The 26,966-nt window shown below is 41.3% G+C and carries 23 protein-coding genes; 10 read left to right on the plus strand and 13 right to left on the minus strand.

Going from position 1 to position 26,966, the window contains the following annotated elements:
• Positions 1–46: 46 nt before the first annotated feature.
• From H1A14_RS16810 to H1A14_RS16830, 5 genes are all read right to left on the minus strand, one after another.
• On the minus strand, positions 47–2,845 hold the full coding sequence (locus tag H1A14_RS16810; RefSeq protein ID WP_194777451.1) for a tetratricopeptide repeat protein: 2,799 nt from the start codon (positions 2,843–2,845) through the stop codon (positions 47–49).
• The gene (gene gatC / locus H1A14_RS16815) at positions 2,845–3,132 is read right to left on the minus strand and encodes an Asp-tRNA(Asn)/Glu-tRNA(Gln) amidotransferase subunit GatC (RefSeq protein ID WP_194777452.1); all 288 of its coding nucleotides are present in this window, start codon (positions 3,130–3,132) and stop codon (positions 2,845–2,847) included. Before gatC ends, H1A14_RS16810 begins: the two co-directional genes overlap by 1 nt.
• Positions 3,129–3,893 carry a lysophospholipid acyltransferase family protein gene (locus tag H1A14_RS16820; RefSeq protein ID WP_194777453.1) on the minus strand — a complete coding sequence of 255 codons (765 nt, stop codon included), beginning with the start codon at positions 3,891–3,893 and terminating at the stop codon, positions 3,129–3,131. Before H1A14_RS16820 ends, gatC begins: the two co-directional genes overlap by 4 nt.
• Position 3,894: 1 nt before the next feature.
• Entirely contained in the window at positions 3,895–4,266 is a 372-nt protein-coding gene (locus tag H1A14_RS16825) for a globin domain-containing protein (RefSeq protein ID WP_194777454.1), read from the minus strand.
• Positions 4,267–4,351: 85 nt separating this feature from the next.
• Positions 4,352–5,707: an NfeD family protein gene (locus H1A14_RS16830; protein ID WP_194777455.1), complete on the minus strand. Its 1,356-nt coding sequence runs from the start codon at positions 5,705–5,707 to the stop codon at positions 4,352–4,354.
• Positions 5,708–5,844: 137 nt separating this feature from the next.
• On the opposite strand from H1A14_RS16830, the gene H1A14_RS16835 reads away from it, so the two are divergent.
• Positions 5,845–6,945, plus strand: a complete 1,101-nt coding sequence (locus tag H1A14_RS16835; RefSeq protein WP_194777456.1) for a LysM peptidoglycan-binding domain-containing protein — start codon at positions 5,845–5,847, stop codon at positions 6,943–6,945.
• 694 nt (positions 6,946–7,639) lie between these two features.
• Here H1A14_RS16835 and H1A14_RS16840 read toward each other — a convergent pair.
• The 6 genes from H1A14_RS16840 to H1A14_RS16865 are packed head-to-tail and all read right to left on the minus strand — an operon-like array spanning position 7,640 to position 13,282.
• On the minus strand, positions 7,640–8,110 hold the full coding sequence (locus H1A14_RS16840; protein ID WP_194777457.1) for a hypothetical protein: 471 nt from the start codon (positions 8,108–8,110) through the stop codon (positions 7,640–7,642).
• Positions 8,111–8,156: 46 nt separating this feature from the next.
• A complete protein-coding gene (locus tag H1A14_RS16845; protein ID WP_194777458.1) occupies positions 8,157–8,792 on the minus strand; it encodes an ABC transporter ATP-binding protein in 636 nt (211 codons plus the stop codon).
• Between the two features lie 2 nt (positions 8,793–8,794).
• Positions 8,795–9,574, minus strand: a complete 780-nt coding sequence (gene lpxA / locus H1A14_RS16850) for an acyl-ACP--UDP-N-acetylglucosamine O-acyltransferase (RefSeq protein WP_194777459.1) — start codon at positions 9,572–9,574, stop codon at positions 8,795–8,797.
• Entirely contained in the window at positions 9,571–10,965 is a 1,395-nt protein-coding gene (locus H1A14_RS16855; protein WP_194777460.1) for a bifunctional UDP-3-O-[3-hydroxymyristoyl] N-acetylglucosamine deacetylase/3-hydroxyacyl-ACP dehydratase, read from the minus strand. Before H1A14_RS16855 ends, lpxA begins: the two co-directional genes overlap by 4 nt.
• 45 nt (positions 10,966–11,010) lie before the next feature.
• Positions 11,011–12,033 carry a UDP-3-O-(3-hydroxymyristoyl)glucosamine N-acyltransferase gene (gene lpxD, locus H1A14_RS16860; protein ID WP_194777461.1) on the minus strand — a complete coding sequence of 341 codons (1,023 nt, stop codon included), beginning with the start codon at positions 12,031–12,033 and terminating at the stop codon, positions 11,011–11,013.
• A 22-nt stretch (positions 12,034–12,055) separates the two neighbouring features.
• The gene (locus H1A14_RS16865; protein WP_194777462.1) at positions 12,056–13,282 is read right to left on the minus strand and encodes an HD domain-containing protein; all 1,227 of its coding nucleotides are present in this window, start codon (positions 13,280–13,282) and stop codon (positions 12,056–12,058) included.
• Between the two features lie 64 nt (positions 13,283–13,346).
• Here H1A14_RS16865 and porX point away from each other — a divergent pair, with 64 nt between their 5' ends.
• From porX to H1A14_RS16880, 3 genes are read left to right on the plus strand one after another with little or no spacing between them, the layout of a single operon-like run.
• The gene (gene porX / locus H1A14_RS16870; RefSeq protein WP_194777463.1) at positions 13,347–14,906 is read left to right on the plus strand and encodes a T9SS response regulator signal transducer PorX; all 1,560 of its coding nucleotides are present in this window, start codon (positions 13,347–13,349) and stop codon (positions 14,904–14,906) included.
• Position 14,907: 1 nt separating this feature from the next.
• The gene (gene tsaE / locus H1A14_RS16875; protein ID WP_194777464.1) at positions 14,908–15,342 is read left to right on the plus strand and encodes a tRNA (adenosine(37)-N6)-threonylcarbamoyltransferase complex ATPase subunit type 1 TsaE; all 435 of its coding nucleotides are present in this window, start codon (positions 14,908–14,910) and stop codon (positions 15,340–15,342) included.
• Positions 15,332–16,546 carry an alanine dehydrogenase gene (locus H1A14_RS16880; RefSeq protein ID WP_194777465.1) on the plus strand — a complete coding sequence of 405 codons (1,215 nt, stop codon included), beginning with the start codon at positions 15,332–15,334 and terminating at the stop codon, positions 16,544–16,546. Before tsaE ends, H1A14_RS16880 begins: the two co-directional genes overlap by 11 nt.
• Here the strand turns inward: H1A14_RS16880 and H1A14_RS16885 are convergent.
• Positions 16,543–17,016: a response regulator gene (locus tag H1A14_RS16885; protein ID WP_194777466.1), complete on the minus strand. Its 474-nt coding sequence runs from the start codon at positions 17,014–17,016 to the stop codon at positions 16,543–16,545. The two genes, H1A14_RS16880 and H1A14_RS16885, sit on opposite strands and share 4 nt — an antisense overlap.
• A gap of 248 nt (positions 17,017–17,264) precedes the next feature.
• Here H1A14_RS16885 and H1A14_RS16890 point away from each other — a divergent pair, with 248 nt between their 5' ends.
• From H1A14_RS16890 to H1A14_RS16915, 6 genes are all read left to right on the plus strand, one after another.
• Positions 17,265–18,350: a ThiF family adenylyltransferase gene (locus H1A14_RS16890; protein WP_194777467.1), complete on the plus strand. Its 1,086-nt coding sequence runs from the start codon at positions 17,265–17,267 to the stop codon at positions 18,348–18,350.
• A 6-nt stretch (positions 18,351–18,356) separates the two neighbouring features.
• The gene (locus H1A14_RS16895) at positions 18,357–19,079 is read left to right on the plus strand and encodes a hypothetical protein (RefSeq protein ID WP_194777468.1); all 723 of its coding nucleotides are present in this window, start codon (positions 18,357–18,359) and stop codon (positions 19,077–19,079) included.
• Positions 19,054–21,192, plus strand: coding sequence for a 7TM diverse intracellular signaling domain-containing protein (locus H1A14_RS16900; protein ID WP_194777469.1), 2,139 nt, complete (start codon positions 19,054–19,056; stop codon positions 21,190–21,192). The genes H1A14_RS16895 and H1A14_RS16900 overlap by 26 nt, the downstream gene beginning before the upstream one ends.
• The gene (locus tag H1A14_RS16905; RefSeq protein ID WP_194777470.1) at positions 21,182–22,270 is read left to right on the plus strand and encodes a hybrid sensor histidine kinase/response regulator; all 1,089 of its coding nucleotides are present in this window, start codon (positions 21,182–21,184) and stop codon (positions 22,268–22,270) included. The genes H1A14_RS16900 and H1A14_RS16905 overlap by 11 nt, the downstream gene beginning before the upstream one ends.
• A gap of 108 nt (positions 22,271–22,378) precedes the next feature.
• The gene (locus tag H1A14_RS16910; RefSeq protein ID WP_194777471.1) at positions 22,379–22,918 is read left to right on the plus strand and encodes an inorganic diphosphatase; all 540 of its coding nucleotides are present in this window, start codon (positions 22,379–22,381) and stop codon (positions 22,916–22,918) included.
• Between the two features lie 46 nt (positions 22,919–22,964).
• Positions 22,965–24,017, plus strand: a complete 1,053-nt coding sequence (locus H1A14_RS16915; RefSeq protein ID WP_194777472.1) for a porin — start codon at positions 22,965–22,967, stop codon at positions 24,015–24,017.
• 196 nt (positions 24,018–24,213) lie between these two features.
• Here the strand turns inward: H1A14_RS16915 and H1A14_RS16920 are convergent, their stop codons facing one another.
• On the minus strand, positions 24,214–26,847 hold the full coding sequence (locus H1A14_RS16920) for a valine--tRNA ligase (RefSeq protein WP_194777473.1): 2,634 nt from the start codon (positions 26,845–26,847) through the stop codon (positions 24,214–24,216).
• Between the last annotated feature and the right edge of the window lie 119 nt (positions 26,848–26,966).

The raw sequence follows: 26,966 nt of genomic DNA on the forward strand, positions 1-26,966 counted from the left end.
TTCAACAATTTAGCGGATGCAAATCCTTAAATTATGTGAATGGTTTCTATTGACTTGTAATTTGCAATTTTTCCAATTCATCAGCAGGTACCCAATCCTGCATGCTGAAAATGGCCTGTGAGGCATAATTGTCCAAACCTATGTTTCGACTTGCTTTTACCAGCGCCATCCAAAGCAAGGGATCTTTATTGAATTCCGTGCTCTGCTGAGCCAGGCTATATTTTTCATCTATTGAATCAGCCCTTTCAATGGCTTCCAATACTAACGGGGTCAAATAAGGATTGTTTTCCGTAGTCCATTCTCTTTGCAACCAGTTGGAGACGTCTAGTTCAGCTTCAAGAACATGGTCTTTTCCACGTTTTATTTTTTTTACTAATTCAGTGAAAGTAGAAGGTTCCAGTGGGGTATTGGTAGCAGTCAGGTTTTGGTGACCCAGAGACAAAAGTTCATCTTCCGAAAACCAATGAGACTTATGCAAAAGGATTTTCAGAAGATAATAACCTTTCATTTCAGCATCATTTATTTGAGATATATTTTCCTCCATTTGCTTTTTGGTGGCTGGCAAAAGGGTAGACAGCCCTTTATAAAAAGTATGGGCATCTGTCGATTCTGAAGATAGCCAGACTGGCCAGTCAACTTGAAACTGTTCTGAAATTTTTTCGGCATTTTCCGCTTCTCCGCCGAAATAGAGAATGACCAAGTGATGGGGTTTGAATTCCCTGAAACCTTTCGCTGCGGCCTGAACCAGCTCTACGGCAGCTTTTTCAAAATCCAACTGATCGGCCAATATGGAGGCAGCCAAGTAATGATAATATCCGGCGGAGCCTGAAAAACCAAAAGCCAGCCCATTGAGGTAGCGCATGGAAGCATCTATGTAATCTGCCTGATAGGACCTGAACACCCTTGATTCCCTAAATGACTGCTCAGTTAATGGTACCCAGTTCTCCGCCAATACTCCATCTATATAAGTGAGGTCTTGCTCAACTTCATTTTCAGGTTCATTGGTCCAATAGTTTCGTATGGAGGCTCTTTGTAGTATTTCCGGGTTTTGTTCTTGATCTAGTTGAAAATCAAAATCTTTGACATTACCCATGAGGTTATAATAGGCCAGTTTGTTGACCAAAAATACGGGGTCATTGATATTTGAAACTTCTTGCTCTAAATCTATAAGGTGTTTGAGCTGCAAACCCAAACGGTTCGATTCCAATACTTTATCGCCTTGATATAGGTTTGTCAAGAGCTCCAAAGCTTCTTTTCCCCGGTTGTTTTTGCTGTAAAACAAAGCTAGGTTATTGGTTAGCTGGGGGTGCTTAGGATAATATTGAAGACCTTTTTCAAGGTAAAACAAGGCCTCTGTAAATCTGGCTCTTTTATGAAGAAGGTCAGTCAATAGAAGGATGTCCTTCACCACCGGTTTGTGGTCAAAACTTTCAGTCAAATGGTTAATCGCCAAGCTCGGTTGGTTAAGTTGCAACCGGAGGTGTGCGGCTGCATTCTTGGCTTTTTGGTTGTTTCTGTATTGTTCCCATGAATTTTCATACAGAATGCTGGCTTCTAGGGGTTTGTTTGCAGCAAGGTAATAATCACCGGAAAGGTTGGTGGACGCTGCAGAAAACTGTACCACTACTATGCCATCACCAAAGGCGGCAAGAATTGCCAAAGTCATGATAGCACCGATACGCATGTGAAAGTAAGCGAAAAACTGTGGCTGGTAAAGAATTTTCTCCAGAGCTGTTCCAGAATTCATCACAGGCAAGAAATTGGCAACCAGATAACCGAAAAACAAAGCAGAAAAACCAACTTGACTGTATACAAACAGATGAATCAAAAAGTCCTGCATGGGTTCATTGAGGCTAAACTGTGCTTTCCAACAAGTTAGTATAGCGATCGAAAAACCGATCCAGTAAAGTGATTTGCCGATGCGATGATCTTGAAAAGGCTGGTTTAGCTGGAGTAGTTTATACTTGAGATCCCAAATGCCCAATGCCCCGGGTACCAAAACAAACAGCATCAAGGGTTTGATAGAAAAAGGCAGGCTGAAACTTCCGGTGATTTCAAGCAGTAGGAAAATGAAAAAGGTAAAATAAAGGAGAAAAAGAACCATCAGGTGCCAGGAGATTTTCAATCCGGTTCCTTTATTTAATTGGGAAAGCAACAGGTAAATGGCTGAGATTACCGCATGGCCGGTGTATATGAAGAAAATAGAGGTTATGCCAACACCAAGCATGCTTATGTTTTCAGAAAGAAGTAATGCAGCTTGTGGCACCGTGCTAACTAACACCAAGGCTGGCAAAATCAAAAAAGCAAGCGGTAGAATGACCCAGAGTTTTTTGGACAAGGCCCATTGATCAAAAAAAACATGGATAATCCAAGATGGCACCAAGGCAAAAACCAATAACAGAATAAATGCCCAATTGCTGGAAATACCCCCAATATTCAGGGAATTAACTCCAGTTAGGAGTAGCAGCAAAATGATTCCGATGGTGACAAATACGAATGGCTTTTGTTTGAAAGTAGCGATCAAACCTATGCCCATGCTCACCAAAAACCACAATAATCCCGCATACAAGAAACTGCTCAGCGGTTTAGCAATGGGTTGAAGGGATTCAAAACTTTGAAAAAGGAGGTAATTGTCGATTTCCAATGGAAACTGCATCAATCCAACCTGCAATATATCGAGGGGTATTTTGAGGGACTCAGCAAAAATACCTGGAAGTACAGGCAAGACCTCATTTCCTGCAAAAAAAAAGGCATAAAAAAGGAGGATTCCACCCGTGACGGTGATCAGGACTGGCAGTTTAAGTAGAAAAAAGTCGAGGATTGATTTTGGTTGCTTGGATGGCATTATTCAAGCACCTTTGGTACACGGAAATAGTCTGAATCCCTTTGCGGGGCATTTTTAAGACCTCTTTCATGAGATAGGTGGCTACCCACGACATCTTCCCTAAGTACATTTTCTTCTGATGACATGGTGGTTATCGGTGCCACATCTGTTGTATCTACTTCGTTCAGTTTTTCTACCCAATCCAGAATCTGGGTCATGTCCTGGGTCATTTTCTCTGCACCTTGCTCATCAAATTCCAGTCTGGCCAAGTGGGCAATTTTTTTGAGGGTGTTTACATCTATTTTCATACTGCTTTCTCTAATATATTAGGGAAATTCCCATCGGGATTGTCCCTCCATAATTGTTCCTGGATGATGGAAAAACACCTGCTTTTGATTTCAGGAAGGTCCTTGACTGTCAATCCCTCTGTCATGATGGGGGAGTGGAACACCAATTTACCTTTCCCGAAATTCATCAACAAAGCGCCGTCATCGGGCAAAATTAAATGATTATATGATAATGTTATAGGAATGATAGGGATTTGTTTCTCAATGGCCATACTAAAGGCCCCATTCTTGAAGCTACTCAACTCGGGTGGACGAGTAGAAGTGATCCCCCCTTCAGGAAAAATCACTACACTGCTCCCTTCATCCAGGGCTTTTTTTGCTCTTGCCAAAACTTCACCTCGGCTACGCATGCTGCTCCTGTCCAGAGCAATGTGAAGGTTTTTGAAGTAATATCCAAAAAGGGGTACTTTCCGGATGGAACTTTTTCCAATAAAAACCACATCCCCAGGTACAAAACCCATCATCGCGATGTCAAGATAAGAAAAGTGGTTGGCGACAAAAATATAAGGTTGATTCTTTTGGATGTGATTTCTTCCGACTTGTTTGACGGGAAGAAAAATTAAGAAAAAGTAAACCTTTGCCCACAATCTGTTGATTTTGCGACCATAGGGTTTCATTCCCGGTATCCAGATACAGGCCAGGAAAAAAGGAAACATCAATAAAAAACTAGCCAAGTAAAGGAGGGCAACATATAGAGTATATATCCTTCGGACAAGGCGCATGTTATTGGTTGATCATGTGATTGGCAGCATTGGTAAAATATTCTTTCAGGGCATCCCTTGTGTGGATTTCCATCACGGTTTGATCAAGGGCTTTCCACATACAATTCATCCAAAAATCTCTCATGCCAGTATCAATCGGCCACTTCAGGTGACGCATACGTAATCTGGGATGTCCTCTTTTTTCCGAATAGGTCGATGGGCCTCCGAATACCTGAACCAAAAACAAAAATAGCCTTTCTTCAGCAGGGGACAAATCTTCAGGATAGTGCCTTCTCAAATCGGGGGTATTGGCCACTTCTTTATAAAAAGCCTTAACGAGTTCTTGGATCTTTTTCTCACCGAGGGTCTGATATATGGTAGCTGCTTCTGACATGCAGGTTAGTTTTATTTGGATGTAAAGGGATGGAATTGAAAATTAACCCAATAAAATATTGGAGGGTTCTTTAAGCTTGTTTAAGCTAAACCTTTTTTACTTTCAATGAGGTGCCTTCCGTGCTGATGACCTTCACAGCATCCCCCTTATCGATGAATTCTCCACGGGAATAGGCATCATAAACCTCTTCTTCAATCAGAATCTTTCCACTAGGCATCAACCGGGTATGGGCAATGCCTACTTTACCTAATAAATCAACACCATAAAGCGTAGATGTGTAGCCATCCATTCTATCTTGCGTGGTTGCCAGGGAAATGGTGCTGAATGCTTTCCATTGGTTGACCTTGGGAGCTAGGAAGAAGATCAGGCCTATGGCTACAATGGCAGAAAGCATCACGGTCAACATCGCTACAAAGAGATCCCCGGCAGGGACAAATGTAAAATCAAAAGCATCATTGGGAATCATCCCGAGAGTTAACCCAGTTAGAATGCCAAGAATTCCCAGAATTCCGAAAATCCCGAAGCCAGGCAAAACAAAAATTTCTACCGCTAAGAAAACCACGCCCAAAATAAAGATGAATATCTCCCAATTATCCGCCAAACCGGTCAAATAATAGGGGATAAAATAAAGGATCATGGCGATGACTGATGCCAATAAAGGGAAGCCTACGCCCGGTGTCTGTATCTCAAAGTAAATACCCGCAAAGATAATTAAAATCAAGAAGCCACTTACCGCTGGATTAAGGAAAAAAGCAATCACATTTTCTATGGTGGAGGTTTGATAGGCAACCAGTTCATAGGAATCGAATCCTTGTCTTTCCGCTATTTCATCCAGGCTCTTGACTTGAGCCTCACAAAATCCATTGGCAATGGCTTCTGAAACGGAAAAAGTAATAACTGTCCCAGCCTTGGAGACTCCTTCTATTTCCAGCGATTCATCAACCATCGCCTCGGCAATTTTGGGGTCTCGGCCTTTGGCTTCAGCGGTACTTCTCATCATGGACCGCATGTAGGACTGGTACTTGTCTGGAGCGGCTTCCCCACTTCCACCACCTCCCATCACTACCGTGGCTGCACCGATGCTTGCCCCTGGCGCCATATAGATGCTGTCACAAGCAATAGATATAAGTGCTCCTGCTGAGGCAGCATCTTTATCTATGAAGACATGGACTGGAATATCACTTTCCAATACCATCGTACGAATATCGTCAGCATCATTGACTGCCCCACCATAAGTATCCATGTGGATGATGATTAGGTCAGCATTCAGCTTGACAGCCTCTTCTAAACCCAAGCGGACTTTCCTGTTCATCCTTGGATCGATGTTGTCTTTGATGTCAAGGACAAACACTTTCTTTTTCACTTGAGCATCCTCTTGGGAATAAGCGGATTGAAAAGCCAACCAAATTCCTAAAAATCCGATCCATTTAATGTACTTCATAGGAGACTATTTTTTTTGAATATACCAATAAATGCAAAAAAGACCGTTAATTAAAGGATATTTATAATCATGTGGCATTAAGGTTGTAAAAGAAAAAATAAATATGAAATTTGCAGACCTATAGGTATTATGAAGATATGAAAAGAATTGCATTGATTTTCGGATTTATGGCGTTTGGAAGCCAATTGATGGCATTTGAAATGAACGCCATGGATTCGGTGGGAATAGAAAAGGTAGGTGATCAAACTTTTATCATACACCAAGTGGAACCCAAAGAGACCATGTTTGCCATTTCCAGAAGGTATCAGGCTCCCATGAATGACATCATCCAAAATAACGACCTTAAAGATGGATTAAAAATCGGGCAAAGGCTTCGGATTCCTTTTATTCCCAAAACAGCAGTGCCTCAAGGGGCTAAATTGCATAAGGTCAATTCAGGAGAAACCCTGTATTCAGTAGCCAAAAGTTATAATGTTAAGGTAGAGGACTTGATGGCTTGGAATGATCTCAAAGGAACAGACATCAGCGTTGGCCAACCATTGATCATACAGGGCGTAGCAACTCAGGAAGAAACGCCTACAGTAGCTGAAGTAAAAGAGACTGCTCAGGTAGTAAACCAACAAGTGGCTGTGGTGGAAGAGGTGATGCCTGAAACCAAATCGGCAGAATCACCCGTACCAGCATCCACTGATGAGGCAGGGGTTGTTACCATCGAAAATCCTCAGCCTGAATGGTTTACCCATACTGTAAGTCAGGGAGAAACTCTTTTTGCCATAGCCAAAAAATACGATGCCAAAATTGAAGACCTCATCAATTGGAATGCATTGACTTCCAATAATCTGGTGCAGGGTCAAAACCTTAAAGTGGGCAAAAGGGGAGGGGTAGTGCCCTCTAGGTCTACACAAACCGAACCATCTGTCAACGAGGGTTTGGTGATCAATGAATCACCGGAAAAGCCCGCTAGCACAGAATTCAAAAATATCAAAGAAATGGGACTTGCCGAAGTGATAGAAGGTACAGGCAACCATAAGAAATACCTAGTGCTTCATAGAACCGCTCCAGTAGGAACCATCATGAGGATCCGAAACGAAGAAAATGACATCACTATTTTTGCCAGGGTGGTGGGCAAAATTCCTGAAACAGGAGACAACAATCGCTTGGTCATCAAGGTCTCCAAAGCGGCCTACGATCAACTCAGGGCAGTAAACAGCCGTTTTCCCGTGGAAATTTCCTATTGATATTTCCACTTTTAAGCAAGAAACCCAGTCTATAAAAAGGCTGGGTTTTTTTAATCCATATAATTCCTGCGATCTAATTTTCCATTATCTAATCACGGTTTTCTGACTATCTGTTCTCCAATCACTGTTCTCTGATTATCTGTTTAGTAAACAGCCGTTTTCCCGTGGAAATTTCCTATTGGTATTTCCACTTTTAAGCAAGAAACACAGTCTATAAAAAAGCTGGGTTTTTTTAATCCATAAAATTCCTGCGATCTAATTTCCCATTAACTAATCACGGTTTTCTGACTATCTGTTCTCTAATCACTGTTCTCTGATTATCTGTTTGGTAAACAGCCGTTTTCCCGTGGAAATTTCCTATTGATATTTCCCCTTTTAAGCAAGAAACCCAGTCTATAAAAGGCTGGGTTTTTTAATCCAAATAATTGCTGCGATCTAATTTTCCATTAACTAATCACGGTTTTCTGACTATCTGTTCTCTAATCACTGTTCTCTGATTATCTGTTTGGTAAACAGCCGTTTTCCCGTGGAAATTTCCTATTGATATTTCCACTTTTAAGCAAGAAACCCAGTCTATAAAAAAGCTGGGTTTTTTTAATCCATATAATTCCTGCGATCTAATTTCCCGTTAACTAATCACGGTTTTCTGACTATCTGTTCTCCAATCACCGTTATCTGATTATCTGTTTTCTAATCACTGTTTCTTCAAAGAAAACACATAATTTCCTGCCAAAGCCTCGGTCCTAGTATTGGGAACGGGAACATTGAACGTCAAATTAAGGTCATTGCCTGTTTGTGTAAAAGAGATTTCTCTTCCTGCGGCAGGTTGATTGCCAGACAACTCAATTTTGTCAAAATTACTACCCACAAATGCCCAAGTACCAGAATTGTCAAAGAGGTTATTGCTGTTTTGGGTGGTGTAATTCTTATCATTGATGAATCGAATCTGGAAACTGGAAAAATCTTGGGTCACATTGTTTCCGTCTTTGGTGACAGAACCACCACCATTCACTCTCCAAGTAATGCTACTTTCACCGGCCAAAGCCTCTATGGCTCTTTCCTCCGGGGTTTTGGCTGGATCTGTGGGGCCGTTGTCATCCCCGCAGGAGATGACAAAATATCCCAAAAGCAAAAATAACAGGGGGTATAAACGTATTTTTTTCATCTTAACTAATTTTATATGCCGTAAATTTAATCATATCCATTTAAATTCAAAGTCGGGCTTTGACCTTATAATCATCCATGTTCAGAAACTGATTACAAAACCCATATTCCCGTGGATCGTTTGAACAAACCACCATTATTTTGTTTTTGCCGAATTCATTTACCGTATTAAGGTACCAATCCACCCCTGCTTGGTCTAAATTGGAAGTAGGTTCATCTAGGAGGAGGAGGGGATTGTCCGCATAAAAACAAAGTCCAAGTTTGAGCCTTTGCTTCATCCCTGAAGAGAAATTAGAAATCGCTTTGTGGCGAGCCTTCTCCAAGACCATCATCTGTATCATCTGTTCGATAGAAATGCCTGCTTGGGGAGATTTAAATTTAAAATGGAATGCCAATAATTCCACAAGAGTAAATTCTTCTGGAAGCTCCATATAAGGGGCAGAAAATGACAAGTGTTTAAAAAAATCCCCCTCTTCTAAAGGCTGGCCTTTACGAAAATAGGCTATTTCTCCCTGAGTAAGGGGAAGGACTCCTGATATGCATTTTAACAATGTGGACTTTCCTGAACCATTAGGGCCAGTCACTGCTAAAGCATCACCTGTTTTCAGTTCTAAGTCTAAAGATTTAAATACCCACTCCAGGTGGTAACGCTTAGCAGCTTGGTTTAGCGAAATTCGCAACATGCTTAATTGATGTACCCTTTCATGACTCCTCTTTCTGAAGAGCGAATGAAATTCACGATTTCATCTCTTTCTTTGGTGGCTGGAAGATTAACTTCGATTTCCTCCAGGGCACGGCTGTTGTTGAGGCTGTTCAGGAATAGGTAGCGGTATACTTCCTGTATATGGGAAATGGCTTCGGTAGAGAATCCTCTTCGCCTTAATCCAAGGGAATTGACACCGGCATAGCTGAGTGGTTCCCTCGCTGCTTTGGTGAAGGGAGGCACATCTTTTCTGACCAAAGAGCCCCCTGAAATCATGGAGTGCATGCCTACTTTTACAAATTGATGGATGGCACTGCTGCCTCCCACAATGGCCCAATCGTCAATGGACACATGTCCGGCGATCTGTACAGCATTGGCTATGATTACATTGTTACCGATCAGGCAGTCGTGGGCCACATGGACATAAGCCATCAACAGGCAATTGTTTCCGACTTTGGTAGTACGCTTGTCCATGGTGCCACGGCTGATCGTGACACATTCTCTGATGGTGGTGTTGTCTCCGATTTCTATGGTACTACTCTCTCCTTGGAATTTTAAGTCTTGGGGAATGGCAGACAACACTGCCCCCGGAAAAATTTTGCATCCCTTCCCGATCCTTGCACCAGGAAAGATGGTGACATTGGATCCTATCCAAGTGCCTTCGCCGATTTCCACATCCTCATGGACCATGGTGAAGGGGTCAATGGTCACATTTGGACCTAGCATGGTGTTTTCGTGGACTTGTGATAAATTACTGATCATGCGTCTTTTCTTACTATACTCGCTGTCATTACAGCCTCACAAACCAAGGTGTTGCCTACATAGGCTTCTCCTTTCATTTTGGCGATTCCTCTCCGAATGGGAGCGAGTAGTTCACATTTAAAAATCAATGTATCTCCTGGAAGGACCATTTTTCTGAATTTACAGCTTTCTATTCCCAAAAAATAGGTCCAATAATTCTCTGGGTCTTCTACTGTACTCAAAACCAAAATCCCTCCTGTCTGTGCCATGGCTTCAACTTGTAGAACGCCAGGCATCACAGGGTTATTAGGGAAATGTCCCATAAAAAAGGGCTCATTGATAGTGACATTCTTGACACCTGCCACCACAGTGCTATCCAAATAAATGACTTTATCCAAAAGCTGAAATGGATAACGATGTGGTAAAATATTACTTATCTGGTTGATATCCAAAACTGGGGGTAACTTAGGGTCATAGTGAGGGATATGGCTAGGTCCCAACTTCTCCATGGCCCTTTTAAGTTTTTTGGCAAAGGCAACATTGGCGGCATGTCCTGGTCTTGCGGCAAGGATCTGTGCTTTTAAAGGTCTGCCCACAAGGGCAAGATCACCCACTACATCTAAAAGTTTGTGCCTGGCAGGTTCATTTTTGTACCTTAGTTCTACATTGTTCAGAATTCCTTCTTTCCTTACCTCTACTTTAGGTTTATTGAACATTTTGGCAAGGTGGCTCAACTCCTCCTCTGCGACCACTCTGTCTACGACCACGATGGCATTGTTCAAATCCCCTCCTTTAATGAGATTTTGCTTGTATAACATTTCAAGCTCATGGAGGAAGCAAAAGGTTCTGCAAGAGGCAATTTCGTTTTTGAATTGGCTGATGTCAGTAATGGAAGCATGCTGACTACCCAAAACCGGGGAATTATAATCCACCATTACGGTAACCCTGTAATCATCTAAGGGTAGGGCTGCCATTTCCACTTCTCTGGAGGCATCCCTATAATGTATACTTTCAGGTATTTCAAAAAAACGCCTAAGTGCATTCTGCTCCTCAAGGCCTGCATCTTCTAATACAGAAATAAATTGAATGGAACTGCCATCCATGATCGGTGGCTCTGGACCGTCCAGTTCAATCAAAATATTGTCAATTTCCAATCCAACCAAGGCTGCCAATACATGTTCCACTGTGAACACCCTAGCCCCGTTTTGTTCCAAAGTGGTACCACGGGATACGTCAACTACATTGTCTACATCAGCATCCACGGTAGGTCTGCCTTCTAAATCTATTCGTTGGAATTTGTAGCCATGATTAGGTGGGGCAGGTTTGAAGCTCATATTGGCTGTCACCCCAGTATGCAATCCTACGCCTGAAACGGTAACCTGTTTGGCAATAGTGTGTTGTTTTACTTTCATTTAATCTATGTGATGATGGTATCAAAGCTACAATTGACTCCAAATTTATGGTTTTTTTTCCAGTTCCCTCAATTTATCCTGAAGCTCTGGTAGTTTTTTAAACAAGGCATAGGATTTCAAAAATTCCTTGATGTCATACCCCATGTAGCCAAGCAGCGTCTGACCCGGTTTTGTTATATTTTTGGATATGCCTGTATTCGCTCCTATGGTGGTATTATCTGCTATTTTTAGGTGTCCAACTATACCTGCTTTGCCTGCGATGACACAGTTTTTTCCGATTTCGGTTGAGCCTGAAATACCCGCTTGGGCAGCAATGACAGTGTTTTCACCAATGACGACATTGTGGGCAATCTGTACCTGATTGTCAATCTTTGCCCCTTTTTTGATGATGGTAGAACCCATGGTAGCCCGGTCAATCGTGGAATTGGCACCGATGCTGACATGGTCTTCTATGATCACATTTCCCAATTGAGGGATTGTTTTGTAGGTACCGTCTTCTTGGGGTGCATAACCAAAACCGTCGGATCCTATTACCGCCCCAGAGTGAATTTCACAATGCTTCCCGATCACAGTGCCTTCATATATTTTCGCCCCTGCGTGGATGATACTATGATCTCCTATCCTTACTCCTACGCCCAAGCTCACATGACTATGGATTTTGACATGGTCTCCTAGGATACAATTTTTGCCAATGTAGGAATAAGCCGCCCTATAGCCATCTTGTCCCATATAACTGCTATCATGGATAAATGAGGGTTCTTCTATGCCCACCAGCTGACTTTTATTAAGCTCTGCATAGGCTTCAAGCAACCTGGTGAAACCCGTGTAAGCATTTTTTACCCTGATCAGGGTGGTCTCAAAAGGTTTATTGGGTTCGAAATCCTCCGAAACGATCACTGCTGAAGCTTTGGTCTTATATAAAAACGGCTCGTACTTCATGTTGGATAAAAAAGCAATGCCACCCTTTTCCCCTTCCTGAATTTTATCCAGCCGGCTTATTTTTTCCTGTCCATCTCCTTCAACCTTTCCTCCCAGAATCTCAGCAATTTGAATGATGGTAAATTCCATTTCGTTAGCTTTTAATGATGTACTACAAATTTAAATGTTTGGCATGACAAGCATAGTACTTTTTCACGATTTTACTCATTGCTTTGATATTGGGTAAATCAGCCGCTTGTGCCACATCAATGACTTCCCCCTTCTTGGTCAAAATATAGATGCTGTCTTTTGCGACATAAGCATGATTGCTTATGGAACCTTCCGAGAAGAAAAAATCCAAATCTTCTTTTGGAATACCTAGTTTTTGGATGGTTTTGGCTTTCAGTTTTTCCAACTCGTCTTGGGAGAAGGCTATATTAACCAAGCTGATTTTGAACAAATTACGGGTAAGAAACATGTTGGAAATGTTTCTTAACACATAGTCGGTATGATTTTGCCATAGTTTAATGGCTCCCCAGATGTCATAATCGTCCACCGTAGCAAAAAGGTCCAACAATTTATCAGACGCTTTTAGGTCTTCTAGAAGGTAGTCCTTTTCCAATAATTGAGTAAGTCCAGGAGTAGCGAACAAAACGGTTCCGGATTGTTGGACTGTTTTGGCCCTTCGAATTAGATTAATCAACATTTTCTCAGCACTTACGGTGGTCTTATGTAAGTATACCTGCCAATACATCAATCTTCTGGCGCTCAAAAAGTTTTCAATGCTGTAAATGCCTTTCTCCTCCACCACCAAGCGGTCATCTTTGATGTTCATCATTTTGATGATCCTGTCTGCCCCTATGGTACCTTCAGATACCCCAGTAAAAAAGCAATCTCTTTGCAAGTAATCCAAACGATCTATGTCCAGTTGGCTCGAAACCAATTGATGAAAGAACTTTCTTTCATAATTATTCTTAAATATCCTAAGGGCTAAATTGAGTTGGCCATGGAATTGCTTATTCAATGCTTCTATCAAAAGTATGGACACGGCTTCGTGTGGAATGTCTTTCAGCAGGCTGAATTCCAAAGCATGGGAAAAGGGCCCATGACCTATATCATGAAGTAAAATGGCTATCAAAGCAGCTTCATATTCGGGACCACTTATTTCAGTACCTTTGTTTCTGAGGTTATCCAATGTGATGCTCATCAGATGCATGGCTCCCAAGGCGTGGTGGAAACGTGTATGATGTGCTCCTGGATACACAAAGTCAGTCAAACCAAGTTGTTTGATTCTCCGTAACCTTTGGAAGTATGGATGACTGATAATTTCAAAAATCAGTTCGCTTGAAATGGTGATAAAACCATAAACTGGATCATTGATGATTTTATGGCTTTTCAATTGCCCTCAAAGTTTGATAGAATCCAAAAGTAAATATAATTTTAAAAGATTTAAACCTAAGAAAATGCAAAAATTCAAAATACTTTGGGCAGATGACGAAATTTATCTCCTGAAACCACATATAATGTTTCTCGAGGAGAAAGGGTTTCAAATTACCACGGTCAACAGCGGTCTTGATGCCATAGAAAAAGTCGAGGAGGATAATTTTGATGTCATTTTTTTAGATGAAATGATGCCAGGCATGACCGGACTGGAGACCCTGCAGCAGATAAAGCAACTCAAACCACAAGTGCCGGTAATCATGATCACCAAGAGTGAGGAAGAACACATCATGGATGATGCCATAGGCGGGCAGATAGCAGATTATCTGATCAAACCCATTAACCCAAGTCAGATTTTGCTTTCCGTAAAAAAAATCCTTCAAAACAAGCAGTTGATCAGCGAAAAAACCAACAGTTCATATCAGCAGGATTTCATCAACATCAGCATGGCTTACAACGATGCGGATGATTACCAGTCATGGACTGAGATCTTCAAAAAACTTACGTACTGGGAATTGGAGATAGATAAAACTGAAAATAAAAGCATGCAAGAAGTCCTCGAAACACAAAAATCTGAGGCCAACACCAATTTTGCCAAATTTATAAAAAGAAATTATCTGGACTGGATCAATGACAGCCAATCCAACCGCCCCCTACTTTCGCCAGATGTCATGAAAGAGAAAGTCTTTCCAAAAATCAAACCGGGAAAACCTTTGTTTTTTGTGGTGATAGACAACTTGAGGCTTGATCAATGGGAGATCTTGGAACCATTGGTAAGCGAATTTTTTAATGTCGAGGAGGAAAGTACCTATTTCAGTATCCTTCCTACAACTACCGCATACGCTCGGAACGCACTATTTAGTGGTATGATGCCTTCAGAAATGGCCCGATTTCATCCGCAGCTCTGGGAAGGAGAAGACACAGATGAAGGAAAAAACAACCACGAGGAAGCTTTTTTGGAAGAACAGTTGAAGAAAAACAGACTCAATATTAAATTTTCCTACCACAAAATTCTTCAGGCTTACCAAGGAAAAAATGTTCTTGATCAATTCAATAACTTGTTAAACTTTGATCTAAATGTGTTGGTGTACAATTTTGTAGACATGATGTCTCATGCCCGAACTGACATGAAGATGATCAGAGAACTTGCTCCCAATGAGTCGGCTTACCGATCCATCACAAAAAGTTGGTTTACCCACAGTTCCTTGTTTGGCCTTTTCAAAAAGATTGGGGAAGCAGGCTTGGAGGTCGTGGTCACCACTGATCATGGCACCATTAGGGTCAATAAACCTTACAAAATCATTGGCGACCGAAACATCACCACCAATCTGAGGTACAAGCAAGGGAAAAATCTGAATTTTGAATCTGGGAAGGTTTTTGAGATCAAAAGACCGGAAGATGCCAAGCTTCCAAAATTTAATGTGTCTACCAGTTATGTTTTTGCGGTGGAAGATTATTTCTTTGCATATCCTAACAATTACAACCATTATGTGAATTTTTATAAGGATACCTTTCAACATGGAGGAGTATCTTTGGAGGAAATAATTGTTCCGATTATTCATTTGAAGCCAAAGAAATATTAGATTGTATAAAATTTATTGTAAAAGTATTGCTCAAATCTCACTGACGGCAGAGAAAATCATATCATTCGGAGCGAATGACAAGATTTGGATTTTCAAGGGAGACATGGGAGCTGGCAAAACGACACTCATCAAGGAAATTGCCCGGAAGTTGGGGGTTATTGATCCAGTCAGCAGTCCGTCATTTTCTATAGTCAACGAATATGAAGACAACTTAGGAAACACCTATTTCCATTTTGATTTTTACCGTATAGAGAATCAGGAGGAAGTCATGGAAATCGGTGTGGAGGAGTATTTTTACAGTAATAATTATTGTTGGATAGAATGGGCTGAAAAGATACCTGATTTTATTCCAGACCGGTTTTTATTGATTCATATCGTGGTAGATGAAGATAATGCGAGAATCATTACTTTAAAAGAAGTTCGCAATGAGTGCTAAGACGGCAGAAATTTCCCAAAAAGAGGGATTGTTACCCAAAGAAGCCCCTGCAAAAGTGGCCAAATCCAAACATTCAGTCCTGATAGGTCTTCCCAAAGAAGCTGCTGCCCAGGAAAAGAGAATTGTATTGACTCCAGAGTCAGTGGCTTTATTGGTCAACAACGGACAGCGGGTAAAAATCGAAACCAATGCGGGCCTGATGGCTAAATTTACAGATAAGGATTATGCTGATGCAGGAGCAAAGGTGGTGTATTCCCCTAAAGAAGCTTTTGATGCTGAAGTAGTTCTGAAAGTAGAACCGCCTACTGCCGATGAGATAGCATTCATGAGGCCTGGCGCTTGCCTTATTTCTGCACTTCAACTGGGTAAACAGCACGCTGATTACATTCACGCCCTCAACCATAAACGCGTTACCGCAGTTTCATTTGAAAATCTGGAGGACAAAGTCGGTGGCATGCCAGTGGTAAGGGCCATGAGTGAAATAGCAGGAAGTACTGTGATGTTGATAGCTTCTGAATACCTCAGTAGCGTGAATGATGGCAAAGGGCTGATTTTAGGAGGGATCACAGGGGTGCCTCCCACACAGGTGGTCATCATTGGATCTGGCACTGTGGCTGAATATGCAGCTAGAACCGCCCTAGGTTTAGGTGCCAATATCAAAATTTTTGACAACCACATCTATAAACTCAGAAGGATCAAGCAATTGCTTGGACAACAGGTGTACACTTCCACCATAGACAACTACACCCTGGGCGAGGCCTTGAAAGAAGCCGATGTGGTAATCGGTGCATTAAGAGGCGAAAAAGGTAGGGCTAAAATGGTAGTTTCAGAGGAAATGGTGGCCGCTATGATGCCTGGAAGCATCATCATCGATGTAAGTATAGATCAGGGAGGTTGCCTTGAGACTTCCGAAATGACCAGTCATGACCAACCCACATTTTTGAAGTATGATGTGATCCATTATTGTGTTCCCAACATCGCATCAAGGGTAGCGAGAACGGCTTCCGTCGCTTTGAGCAACATATTTACTCCAATCATCCTGCAGATGGCTGACCATGGAGGGGCGGAAGAAATGATTTTCAACTACAAGTGGTTCATGAAAGGAGTATATACATATAGAGGCAGCCTTACAAATGCCCATTTGGCCATGAAATTTTCCATGAACCATAAGGAGCTGCAATTGCTTTTGGCAGCTCGATATTAAGAGAGTAGATTTTGCCTGAGCAAAAACTCCAGTTGATCATTGGCCTTTAGAAGGTTATCAGTCAGGATTTTGTTTTCCTTTCGAAGTGAAAAAACCTCAAAAGCATTCTTGATTACCGTTCTCATGTAATCCTCTTCCCAAGGTTTAGTCAAATAATGATAAACCTGCCCTTTGTTGATCGCATCTATGACAGCTTGGATATCCGTATAGCCAGTCAACAATATGCGAATAGGTTCCGGATAGTAAGGGATGATCGATGCTAAAAAATCAACCCCGGTTTCATCTGGCATTCTTTGATCAGTAATGATGATATCCATCTCTTCCTCTTCCAATAAATCCCTTCCTTCTTGAGCGGATTCTGCCAAAAAAATCTTGTAATCACGTCTGAATGTAGCTTTAAATGCCTGTAAATTATTGACTTCATCGTCCACATACAAAATCCTGATTTTTATTTCGTCGTCCTCTTTCATTGCAGCATGATGTTAAAAACTTAATAAAACAATGTATCATCTAAAGATGTAAAAAAAATCAATTTACTTGGAATTTCCATATTATCAACAAAAATTAATGAGAATTTACAAGCTATCTACCTGAAGGTCATTTCAAAATTTTAAATTTATTGGACTTTATATAATTATTTTTACAATTTTTGTATGATTCTAGTTCCAAAAAATTAACTTTACAGTTATCTATCACCCATAGACACCAATTTTACAGAATGGATTTTCTAACTGATTCAAAGAAAAAGTTTGATTACAAGCCAGTTATATTTTCTGGAAATTCAGAGGAAGAGATTGAGACATTGAATTTTCTGAAAAGTGATCCCAATACCGAGGTCTTGGATGAAATCGATCTACAGCTGGCTGAACTGATCAAGTTGGATTACCCATCGGTCAAGCTTTCAGCATTAGAAATCAGGGTCAAGGTCAATGCATTTTTGGACACCCACCTGCCTGGTACTTTTTCCAACTGGGTTTACTATCCATGGCGCAGGCAACTTGTCCACATACTGAAAGAATGTGATTTTATCAAGGTAAGAACCGCTAGAAATAAGTTTAAAATCACTCAGGAAGAACAAGACACCCTACTCACCAAAAAGGTTGGAATCATAGGTTTATCAGTCGGGCAAAGTGTAGCACTGAGCATGGCCATGGAACGATCCTTTGGAGAATTGAGAATAGCGGATTTTGATACCCTGGAGTTGAGCAATATGAATAGGGTAAGAACAGGGCTCAACAACTTAGGAATTCCTAAAACCCACATCGTAGCGAGGGAAATTGCAGAAATAGATCCCTATTTAAAGGTTACTTTGTTTGACGAAGGAGTAACCCTTCAAAACATCCATGATTTTTTCTTAAAAAACGGTCCTTTGGATTTGGTCATAGAAGAATGTGACACCTTGCCTATCAAAATTGCAGCCCGCCTGGAGGCCAAAAAATTAGGAATCCCTGTCCTAATGGACACCAGTGATAAGGGAAGAATAGATATAGAACGTTTTGATTTGGACCCAGAACTCCCTATTTTTCACGGTGAATTGGCAGGATTCGGACAAGAAACCAAACTTATAGAAATGGTTGCACATCGATATCAGGAGATGATGATGGCCGTCATTAATGTAAAGGAAATATCAGATAGGGGTAAATTCAGCCTTTCTCAAATGGGTAAAACCATCAATGCATGGCCTCAATTAGGCAGTGCTGTGGTCTTTGGGGGGGGTATGTGTGCCCACTATGCAAGAAAAATATTATTGAACGAAACAACATTTTCCGGAAGGTTTTATGTTGATTTAAATGCTTATCTGTGATTGTCCATGAAAGTAAAGATTAGGGTGGCGCATGCAATTACCGATACAGTAACAACTGACCGGTACATTGACGGACATTTTAAGGTGTTGGAATCTTACGGAGTTACCAAGGTAACCTCTGCTGATAGATCGTGGGTCAACAATCCACATGTGTACCTGATTATAGTGGAATCAATAGATGGAAGTAAAATTTACGGTGGTGCCAGAATGCAGTTAAGGACTGCTGAGTTCCCATTACCACTCGAGGGGGCCATCTATGAAAAAGACAAAAGCATCGTTCAGTTTATGCAAAAATACAAAGATCTCGAGGCAGGGGAGTTTTGTGGTCTTTGGAATTCAAGAGAAATCTCAGGATATGGTATAGGCAGCATTTACCTGATCCGAATAGGCGCAGCCATATCCTCTTTTTTAAAGCTTAAGGGACTGATGGCATTTTGTTCACCCTACACCGTCAAAAACGGGCAGGCGGTAGGTTTAGACATTATCAAAAGCTTAGGTGACAATGGTTCATTTTTATATCCGAAAGAAGGATTGGTTGCTACCATCATGGAGGCTACAGACCCCGAAGTCCTAAGTCAGGCCAACGAACTGGAAAAAGAATACATTTATTCCCTCAGAGAACAACCCAAACAAATCAGACAGGAGGTTAGCGAGAAAGGACCTTTGGAAATTCATTTTGATTTAAACATTGAAGTGTTCAGCAATGAGAGCTCAATTGAAAGAAAGTAAAGCGGTTTTAATTGCTTTAACCATCATTTTGTTTATTTCTTTTCCGGTCTTTTATTACCTGAATGCTGAAAGAAACCTCAGCGAAATTGCTGTTTCTGAGTTCAAGGTGTTTGACAACAACGATATTTCCCAATTGCAACAATCCAACTTCGAAGAAATTTCCACTTCTTTTTTGATTTTTGGTTTCACCAATGATCCCTTGACTTTAGGTTTCAATTTGGCCCCCTTAATCAAAAATGAGGGTCTCCATATCTTGGAACTGAAAAACCCTAATTTTAGAGATGTATTTTTGTATAGAAAACAAAAAGAGGGTGGTTACCATTTAGTAGAGACCGCAGGAACCAATTTCGGAAAATCCAATCCTTTGTCCTATCCCAATCCTTCTTTCGAGATTGCTGAAAAGGAGGATTTCACCATGGAATATATCCTTCAGGTGAATTCAGTAGAACCGGTCAATTTTACACTTTCTCTATACGAAAAGAATTCCTTTTTAGAAAAATACAGCAAAATCATCCTTTTTGTGAGTATTTACATTGGAGTCATTTTGGCTCTTTTCCTTTACAACCTTATCCTGTATTTCATGATTAGGGATCGGGTTTATTTTTTGTATTCATTTTACATATTTTTTCTTGCGTTGGCCCAAATTACACTTTTGGGATTCACCCATGAGTTTTTATTTGATGGGGATGTTTATTTGTATGAAGTAAGCATCATTGGTTTTTCTTCCATTTCAGGAGTCTTTGGCATCTTGTTTCTGAGAAATTTCCTGAAGACACCCCATTACATTCCCCGGATTGACAAAGTCTTGATATTCAACATTGGACTTTATGTGGCCTGTTTGGTGTTCAGGCTTTTGTCCTTTGTGGAGCTCAGTTACTTCCTGACTGATATATCGGGCTTGCTGATTGCAACTTTGTTTATCATAAGCAGTTTTATCATTGCCAGAAAAGGTGTTCGAACGGCGGTTTATTTCCTAGTGGCTTTCTTGATGTTCTTTTTCGGTTTGGTGTTTTACATTCTTCAAAACCGTGGGGTAATTGAAATCGGCACCTACGCAAATTTTCCCATTTTGTTAGGAAGTGCGCTTGAGGCCATCCTCCTTTCACTGGCCTTGGCAGATCGGATCAACTTGCTCAAAAGAGAAAAGGAAATGGAACAGCTGGCCAAGTTGGATGCGCTAAGCGAGAATGAAAGGTTGATAAAAGAGCAGAATTTGATTTTGGAAGAAAAAGTCAAAACAAGGACCAATGAATTGGAACTTACCCTAAAAAACCTTCAAAATACCCAGACCCAGTTGGTAAATCAAGAAAAAATGGCGTCTTTGGGCCAACTTACTGCCGGGATCGCCCATGAGATCAATAACCCAATCAACTTTGTCAGCAGCAACATTTCTCCTTTGAAACGAGACATGAAGGATATTTTACAAGTAATTGCTGCTTACAAAGAAAAGGGTAAAATGGAATTTTCCGCAGCTACCAAGAAGGAATTGAATGAGCTTGAAGAGGAACTTGAACTGGACTATTTGATCAAAGAAATTGAACAGCTGCTAAGAGGGATGGAAGACGGTGCAAAAAGAACGGTAGAGATAGTCAAAGGTCTCCGGTTATTTTCAAGGGTGGATGAACAGGATGTGAAAAAAGTGGACATCCATGATGGGATTAACAGCACCCTAGTCCTGCTGAACAGCTCCATGTCCGGAAAAATCCAAGTTACCAAAGATTATGCTGATATCCCGATGATTGAATGCCTTGCAGGAAAAATCAATCAAGTGTTCATGAATATCATCAGCAATGCCATACATGCTTTGCTAGAACAAAACAATAAGATCACCCAGCCTGAGATTACCATCAGGACCAGGGGATGGGAGGACCACATTCAAATTGAGATCCAAGACAATGGGCCGGGGATGCCCTCCCATGTCAAAGAACGCATATTTGAACCCTTTTTCACGACAAAAGCAGTTGGAAAAGGTACTGGGCTTGGACTGTCCATTGTCTATACCATCATTGAAAACCACAAAGGTTTTCTCGAAGTAGTAACAGCCGAAAACCAGGGCACTACTTTTATCATTAAATTACCGATTTATCAAAAAACAGTTCAACATGAAGCATAAGATACATGTATTGTACCTAGACGATGAAGACAATAACCTGAACTCGTTCAAAGCGAGTTTGAGGAAAGATTTTAAAGTCTTCACAGCCATAGATGCTGAAGAGGGGTTTCGCATAGCAGGAGAAGAGGAAATCCATGTAGTGATTGCTGATCAAAGAATGCCCGGAATAACCGGGGTAGAGTTTTTTGAAAAACTGGTCAAAATCAATCCGGAACCGATTAGGATACTTCTGACCGGCTATTCAGACATTGCCAGTGTCATCGATGCCATCAACCGAGGTGAGGTTTATCGCTTTATTGATAAGCCTTGGAATTTGGAACAAATAAAAAATGCAATTAAAACTGCAGCGGATATATATTATACCCGAAAAGAGCTTAAGGACAAGAATGAAAGACTGAAAAAAATCCATTCTGAAATGAACCAGTTTGTGTACAGTCTTTCTCATGAACTGAGAGGACCCTTGATGAGCATTTCGGGGGTATCCAAATTGGCTAAGATGGAAACCAATGATCCCAATACCTTGGAATATTTCGAAATGATTGATTCAGCAACGGTCAAGTTGGATGACTTTATCTATAAAATGCTTGATTTTTACAGGTCTACCAAAATTGAAAACAAAGCCACCAAAATAATTTTTGAAGAAATTGTAGAAGAGCAATTTTCAGCTTACCGGCAAAAATGGGGTCTCAATGATGTGGAAACCTCGGTGGAAATTGACCAAAAGGAGGATTTTTATTCCGATGATGCCAAAATCAGGGTGATATTGAATAACCTGTTCAGTAATGCTTACAAATTTCAAAAAGAAAATGAAATCTATAAAAAAATACACCTTAAAATAAAAGTAGAAGGCGGCGTGTCCCTGATTGAAATCGCCGATAATGGTATAGGCATAGAAGAAAACCACCAAGGGGAAGTTTTTAACCTCTTTCACCGAGCTACACAAAAAAACGTCGGCTCTGGTTTGGGACTTTATATGGTCAAGGAATCTGTGGAACAAATGAATGGAACGATTGAGTTGGTTTCTTATGTAACGGTAGGAACTACCTTCAGAATCACATTGCCTTCCATGAGAAATTGATTTTCAGTGTCTTTGCGAGTTCTTAAAATCCCCCTCAATTCCTTTGTTCACAAATGAAATGGGCTTAATTTGCATGGCATTTAATTTTTAACCCAAATTGTTTTAAACATGATCAATCCTTGGCATGGTGTTCAAATAGGTAAAGACGCTCCTGAATATGTAATGGGCGTCATCGAAATTCCAAAAGGGAGTAAGGGCAAGTATGAACTTGACAAGAAAACAGGTATGCTGATCCTGGACAGGGTTTTGTTTTCTGCTGTCCACTATCCGGCCAATTATGGTTTTATTCCCCAAACTTTTTGTGATGACCATGATCCCTTGGATATTTTGATCATTTCTCAGATAGACATCCCTTCTATGACTTTAGTAAAAGCAAAAGTCATAGGGGTTATGCGTATGGTAGACGGCGGTGAGGCGGATGATAAAATCATTGCCGTTGCTGCTGACGACCAATCCGTCAATTACATCAACGACATAGATGAATTACCCCCTCACTTGATGAGAGAAATTCATCGATTCTTTGAAGACTATAAAAAACTGGAAAATAAAGAAGTTAAAGTGGAGGATTTTCTTGGTAAGGAAGATGCGATGCGGATCATCAATGAGAGCATAGCGCTCTATGACAGAAATTTCCGAACCTTAAAGTAATGCTGAAACCCGAAATTAATTTCGGGTTTTTTTAGAAGAATAGCAGATGAGAGGGATATTTTTTTTAATCATACTTTTGAATACCGGGGTGGTCCGAGCCCAATATTATTCTGAAAAGGAATCCCCGTTCAGTTTTGAAGGTTATGCGGAGGTGTATTACAGCTACGATTTTAACAGGCCAGATGACCACCTGAGACCTGATGTGCTTTTCAATTTCAAAAGGCACAATGAATTCAGCGTCAATCACACCTTTATCAAGGTGGCTTACAAGCAGGAAAGGGTAAGAAGTAACCTTGCTCTGATGGCAGGTACTTATTCGCAATTCAATCTGGCAGAGGAACCTCCATGGGCGCAAATGCTTTATGAGGCTTCAGTTGGGGTAAGACTGCTCGAAAAAATGTGGCTCGACGTGGGCATCATGCCTTCCCACATCGGATTTGAAAGTGCCGAAGGCATCGATTGTTGGCACCTTTCAAGAAGCTTGCTTGCCGAGAATTCCCCTTATTTTCTTACAGGGGCACGTTTGACCTACCATGCCGATGACAAACTAGACCTTACTTTCTGGCTGACCAATGGCTGGCAGAATGTACAGCGCATCAATAGAAACCAATCCATTGGAATCGGTTTGGGAATCAACCACCGACCTATCGAGGGATTGACCATCAATTACAGCAATTATTATGGAAATGAATTCCCTCAAAACCTATATCTGGCGCGATTTTTCAATAATTTCTATGCCCAATATGTTTGGGGCAATTGGGGAGTCACTATCGGTGCCGACCATGGAGTGGAAGCAAGCCTCGGAACAGAAATAAACAAATGGACCGGGCTCACAGCGTCATTAAAAAGAGACCTTTCCCCTACTTTCACTTTGGCAGGAAGAGCTGAGTATTATACTGATCCAAAGGGAGTGATTTTAGTAGAGGGCATGAAAGTAAGCGGGCTATCTCTCAATCTGGATTACAAGATCCAACCCAATGTATTGGCCCGGATAGAAGGAAGGCAGCTCTTCAGTCCTGAACCTGTATTTGATCTTCCGGCAGGCCTTTCCAGTACCGGAAACTTCGCCATGACTATGGCATTGGCTGTCAGGTTCTGACAGACCATTTGGGGCCACCGCATTTTTCAATGATTAACTGGGCCCCCAATAAAAAAAGACCCCATCAATGATGGTTTGAAAGCATAAAATAGAATTATCCCAAATCCAGAATTCAGGTGGCGGACTATAAAATCTCTTGGATCTGGTAGAAATGGCCTTTACCCATCGTGGACAGTGGCTAACCACATCCCTCGGCTTATTGGAGTTTGACAAGTGCCTCTTCCAAGGCCTTTATTTTCGCCTCGGCATCAGCTTGTTTTTTCTTTTCCGTTTCCACCACCTGAGTAGGGGCTCCCTGGACAAATCGCTCGTTCCCAAGTTTTTTGTTGACTGTTTCAAGAAAACCCTTGGTGTATTCAAGTTCTTTAAGAATATTTTGTTTTTCTTCTTCTATATCAATCTGTCCGGTGATAGGAACAAAGCATTCGTCCGATTTTACCAAGAAACTTATTCCGCTATCGGCCGGCTGACCAAAACTTATTTCACTGATGTTTGCCAGTTTTTTCAAAACCTGATCAAATCTTGCGTAGATCTCGGGCTTTTCGGTTTTGATATTTAGGAACAGAGGTTCTTTTGGTGAAAGCCCTTTGCTGGCCCTGACGTTACGTACCTGTGACACTACTTCAAAGACCTGAATGGCCTCAGCTATGATTTGGGCATCAAAGGTGGTGGGTCGAGGCCATGAAGAAATGATCAAGGCTTCAGTAGCCGGCCTGTCCTTGATCTGATGCCAAAGCTCCTCCGTGATAAAGGGCATGAATGGATGCAGGATTTTCAATACTTCCTCAAAGAAACCAATCGTCTTGTCATAAGTGAACTGATCGATGGGATGTTGGTAGGCAGGCTTGATCATTTCCAGATACCAGGAGCAGAAGTCATCCCAGACCAATTTATAGGTGCTCATAAGGGCATCAGAAATTCGGAATTTGCTAAAGTGATCTTCGATTTCTGTCAAGGCTTCCTGAAACCTATTTTCGAACCAGTTGATTGAAGCCTGATTGGATTCCCCGGAAAGCGTGGAGTCTATTTCCCAGCCTTGTACCAAGCGGAAGGCATTCCAGATTTTGTTGGAGAAATTTCTGCCCTGTTCCACCAGTTTTTCATCGAAAGGCAAATCATTGCCTGCGGGTGAACTGAACAACATGCCTGTCCTCACCCCATCTGCGCCGAAATTACGGATTAGTTCCAAGGGATCCGGAGAGTTGCCAAGTGATTTGGACATTTTACGCCCTTGTTTATCGCGTACAATGCCAGTCAGGTAAACATTTCTAAAAGGCTTTTCACCCATGTATTCGTAGCCTGAAATGATCATCCTGGCCACCCAAAAAAACAGGATTTCCGGGGCAGTTACCAGATCATTGGTGGGATAGTAATATTTCAGGTCTTCATTTTTTTCGCCGCTTTCAAAAATTTTGGTATCGAAAACAGAAATCGGCCATAGCCAAGCTGAAAACCAGGTATCCAGTACATCGTCTTCTTGTGTGAGATCATTGATGGTGTAGGCCTCATCATATCTTTCCTGGGCAATTTTTAGGGCTTCACCCTCGTTTTTGGCCACTACAAATTCCCCATTGGGTAGAAAATAGGCAGGTATGCGGTGTCCCCACCAAAGTTGTCTGGAAATGCACCAATCCCTGACATTTTCCATCCATGACCGGTACATGTTTTTAAACTTGGGTGGATACAACTGTATGACATCCTCCATCACAGCCCTTAAAGCAGGCTTTGTGATATCCTCCATCTTTAGGAACCATTGTAAAGAGAGTCTGGGTTCGATCACTGCATCTGTTCTTTCTGAATGGCCCACATTGGAGGTATATTCTTCCGTTTTTTCCAACTGCTGAATTTTTTCCAACATTTTACTGATTTTTTTTCTGGCGATAAACCGGTCTTCACCAACGAGGATTTCGGCTTTGGCATTTAAAGTACCGTCATCATTCAGAATGTCTATGACCTCGAGTTTATGCTTAAGGCCTAGTTCATAATCATTCACATCATGTGCTGGGGTGACTTTAAGACATCCTGTGCCAAAATCCATATCCACATACTCATCCTCAATAATCGGAATTGCCCTATTGATCAGAGGAATGATGGCTTTTTTCCCTTTGAGGTGTGCAAACCGGCCGTCATTGGGATTGATGCAAATGGCCACGTCAGCCATAATGGTTTCAGGCCTTGTAGTTGCTATGGTGAGGTATTCATTTTCTTTACCTTCTATCTGATATTTGATAAAGTAAAGTTTGGAAGCAATTTCTTTGGTGATTACCTCGTCATCAGACAGGGCAGTTTTTCCTTGAGGATCCCAATTGACCATCCTTATACCACGATATATTTTGCCTTTGTTGTATAGATCCACAAAGACATTCGTAACGGCAAGGATCATATCATCATCCATCGTGAATTTGGTTCTGTCCCAATCGCAGGAAGCACCTAACTTTTTGAGTTGTTCAAGGATTATTCCGCCGTATTTTTCTCTCCATTCCCATGCATAAGCCAAGAACTCATCTCTCGTCAGTGATTTCTTATCTATGCCTCTATCTTTAAGCATGGCGACCACTTTGGCTTCAGTGGCTATGGAAGCATGGTCAGTACCAGGTACCCAACAGGCATTTTTCCCTTCCATCCGGGCTTTCCTGATCAGGACATCTTGAATGGTATTGTTGAGCATATGACCCATATGTAACACACCGGTTACGTTAGGCGGGGGGATGACAATGGTGTAAGGTTCTCTACTATGGTCAATTTTGGAATTAAAAAAACCGTTTTCCATCCAATAGGCATACCATTTGGATTCGGTTTCTTCAGGATTGTATTTGGTAGCTAATGACATAGGTTATGCTGGCATTTTTAAAACTTCAAGGAGCAAAATTAACAGAAATTTTTTAGGGGTTAACTTAAATTTCAGAATTGTATGTAGTTGTCTAAAAGCTAGACTTAGTTCCGATCAAG

This window comes from Pararhodonellum marinum (genome assembly GCF_015354735.1).
GTDB classification, from domain to species: Bacteria; Bacteroidota; Bacteroidia; order Cytophagales; family Cyclobacteriaceae; genus Pararhodonellum; species Pararhodonellum marinum.

What these genes read in the sequence shown, in the direction of transcription:
- H1A14_RS16810 (WP_194777451.1), bottom strand. Translation starts at nt 2,845, where the DNA reads ATGCCATCCAAGCAACCAAAATCAATCCTCGACTTTTTTCTACTTAAA.
- gatC (WP_194777452.1), bottom strand. Translation starts at nt 3,132, where the DNA reads ATGAAAATAGATGTAAACACCCTCAAAAAAATTGCCCACTTGGCCAGA.
- H1A14_RS16820 (WP_194777453.1), bottom strand. Translation starts at nt 3,893, where the DNA reads ATGCGCCTTGTCCGAAGGATATATACTCTATATGTTGCCCTCCTTTAC.
- H1A14_RS16825 (WP_194777454.1), bottom strand. Translation starts at nt 4,266, where the DNA reads ATGTCAGAAGCAGCTACCATATATCAGACCCTCGGTGAGAAAAAGATC.
- H1A14_RS16830 (WP_194777455.1), bottom strand. Translation starts at nt 5,707, where the DNA reads ATGAAGTACATTAAATGGATCGGATTTTTAGGAATTTGGTTGGCTTTT.
- H1A14_RS16835 (WP_194777456.1), top strand. Translation starts at nt 5,845, where the DNA reads ATGAAAAGAATTGCATTGATTTTCGGATTTATGGCGTTTGGAAGCCAA.
- H1A14_RS16840 (WP_194777457.1), bottom strand. Translation starts at nt 8,110, where the DNA reads ATGAAAAAAATACGTTTATACCCCCTGTTATTTTTGCTTTTGGGATAT.
- H1A14_RS16845 (WP_194777458.1), bottom strand. Translation starts at nt 8,792, where the DNA reads ATGTTGCGAATTTCGCTAAACCAAGCTGCTAAGCGTTACCACCTGGAG.
- lpxA (WP_194777459.1), bottom strand. Translation starts at nt 9,574, where the DNA reads ATGATCAGTAATTTATCACAAGTCCACGAAAACACCATGCTAGGTCCA.
- H1A14_RS16855 (WP_194777460.1), bottom strand. Translation starts at nt 10,965, where the DNA reads ATGAAAGTAAAACAACACACTATTGCCAAACAGGTTACCGTTTCAGGC.
- lpxD (WP_194777461.1), bottom strand. Translation starts at nt 12,033, where the DNA reads ATGGAATTTACCATCATTCAAATTGCTGAGATTCTGGGAGGAAAGGTT.
- porX (WP_194777463.1), top strand. Translation starts at nt 13,347, where the DNA reads ATGCAAAAATTCAAAATACTTTGGGCAGATGACGAAATTTATCTCCTG.
- H1A14_RS16880 (WP_194777465.1), top strand. Translation starts at nt 15,332, where the DNA reads ATGAGTGCTAAGACGGCAGAAATTTCCCAAAAAGAGGGATTGTTACCC.
- H1A14_RS16885 (WP_194777466.1), bottom strand. Translation starts at nt 17,016, where the DNA reads ATGAAAGAGGACGACGAAATAAAAATCAGGATTTTGTATGTGGACGAT.
- H1A14_RS16890 (WP_194777467.1), top strand. Translation starts at nt 17,265, where the DNA reads ATGGATTTTCTAACTGATTCAAAGAAAAAGTTTGATTACAAGCCAGTT.
- H1A14_RS16895 (WP_194777468.1), top strand. Translation starts at nt 18,357, where the DNA reads ATGAAAGTAAAGATTAGGGTGGCGCATGCAATTACCGATACAGTAACA.
- H1A14_RS16900 (WP_194777469.1), top strand. Translation starts at nt 19,054, where the DNA reads ATGAGAGCTCAATTGAAAGAAAGTAAAGCGGTTTTAATTGCTTTAACC.
- H1A14_RS16905 (WP_194777470.1), top strand. Translation starts at nt 21,182, where the DNA reads ATGAAGCATAAGATACATGTATTGTACCTAGACGATGAAGACAATAAC.
- H1A14_RS16910 (WP_194777471.1), top strand. Translation starts at nt 22,379, where the DNA reads ATGATCAATCCTTGGCATGGTGTTCAAATAGGTAAAGACGCTCCTGAA.
- H1A14_RS16915 (WP_194777472.1), top strand. Translation starts at nt 22,965, where the DNA reads ATGAGAGGGATATTTTTTTTAATCATACTTTTGAATACCGGGGTGGTC.
- H1A14_RS16920 (WP_194777473.1), bottom strand. Translation starts at nt 26,847, where the DNA reads ATGTCATTAGCTACCAAATACAATCCTGAAGAAACCGAATCCAAATGG.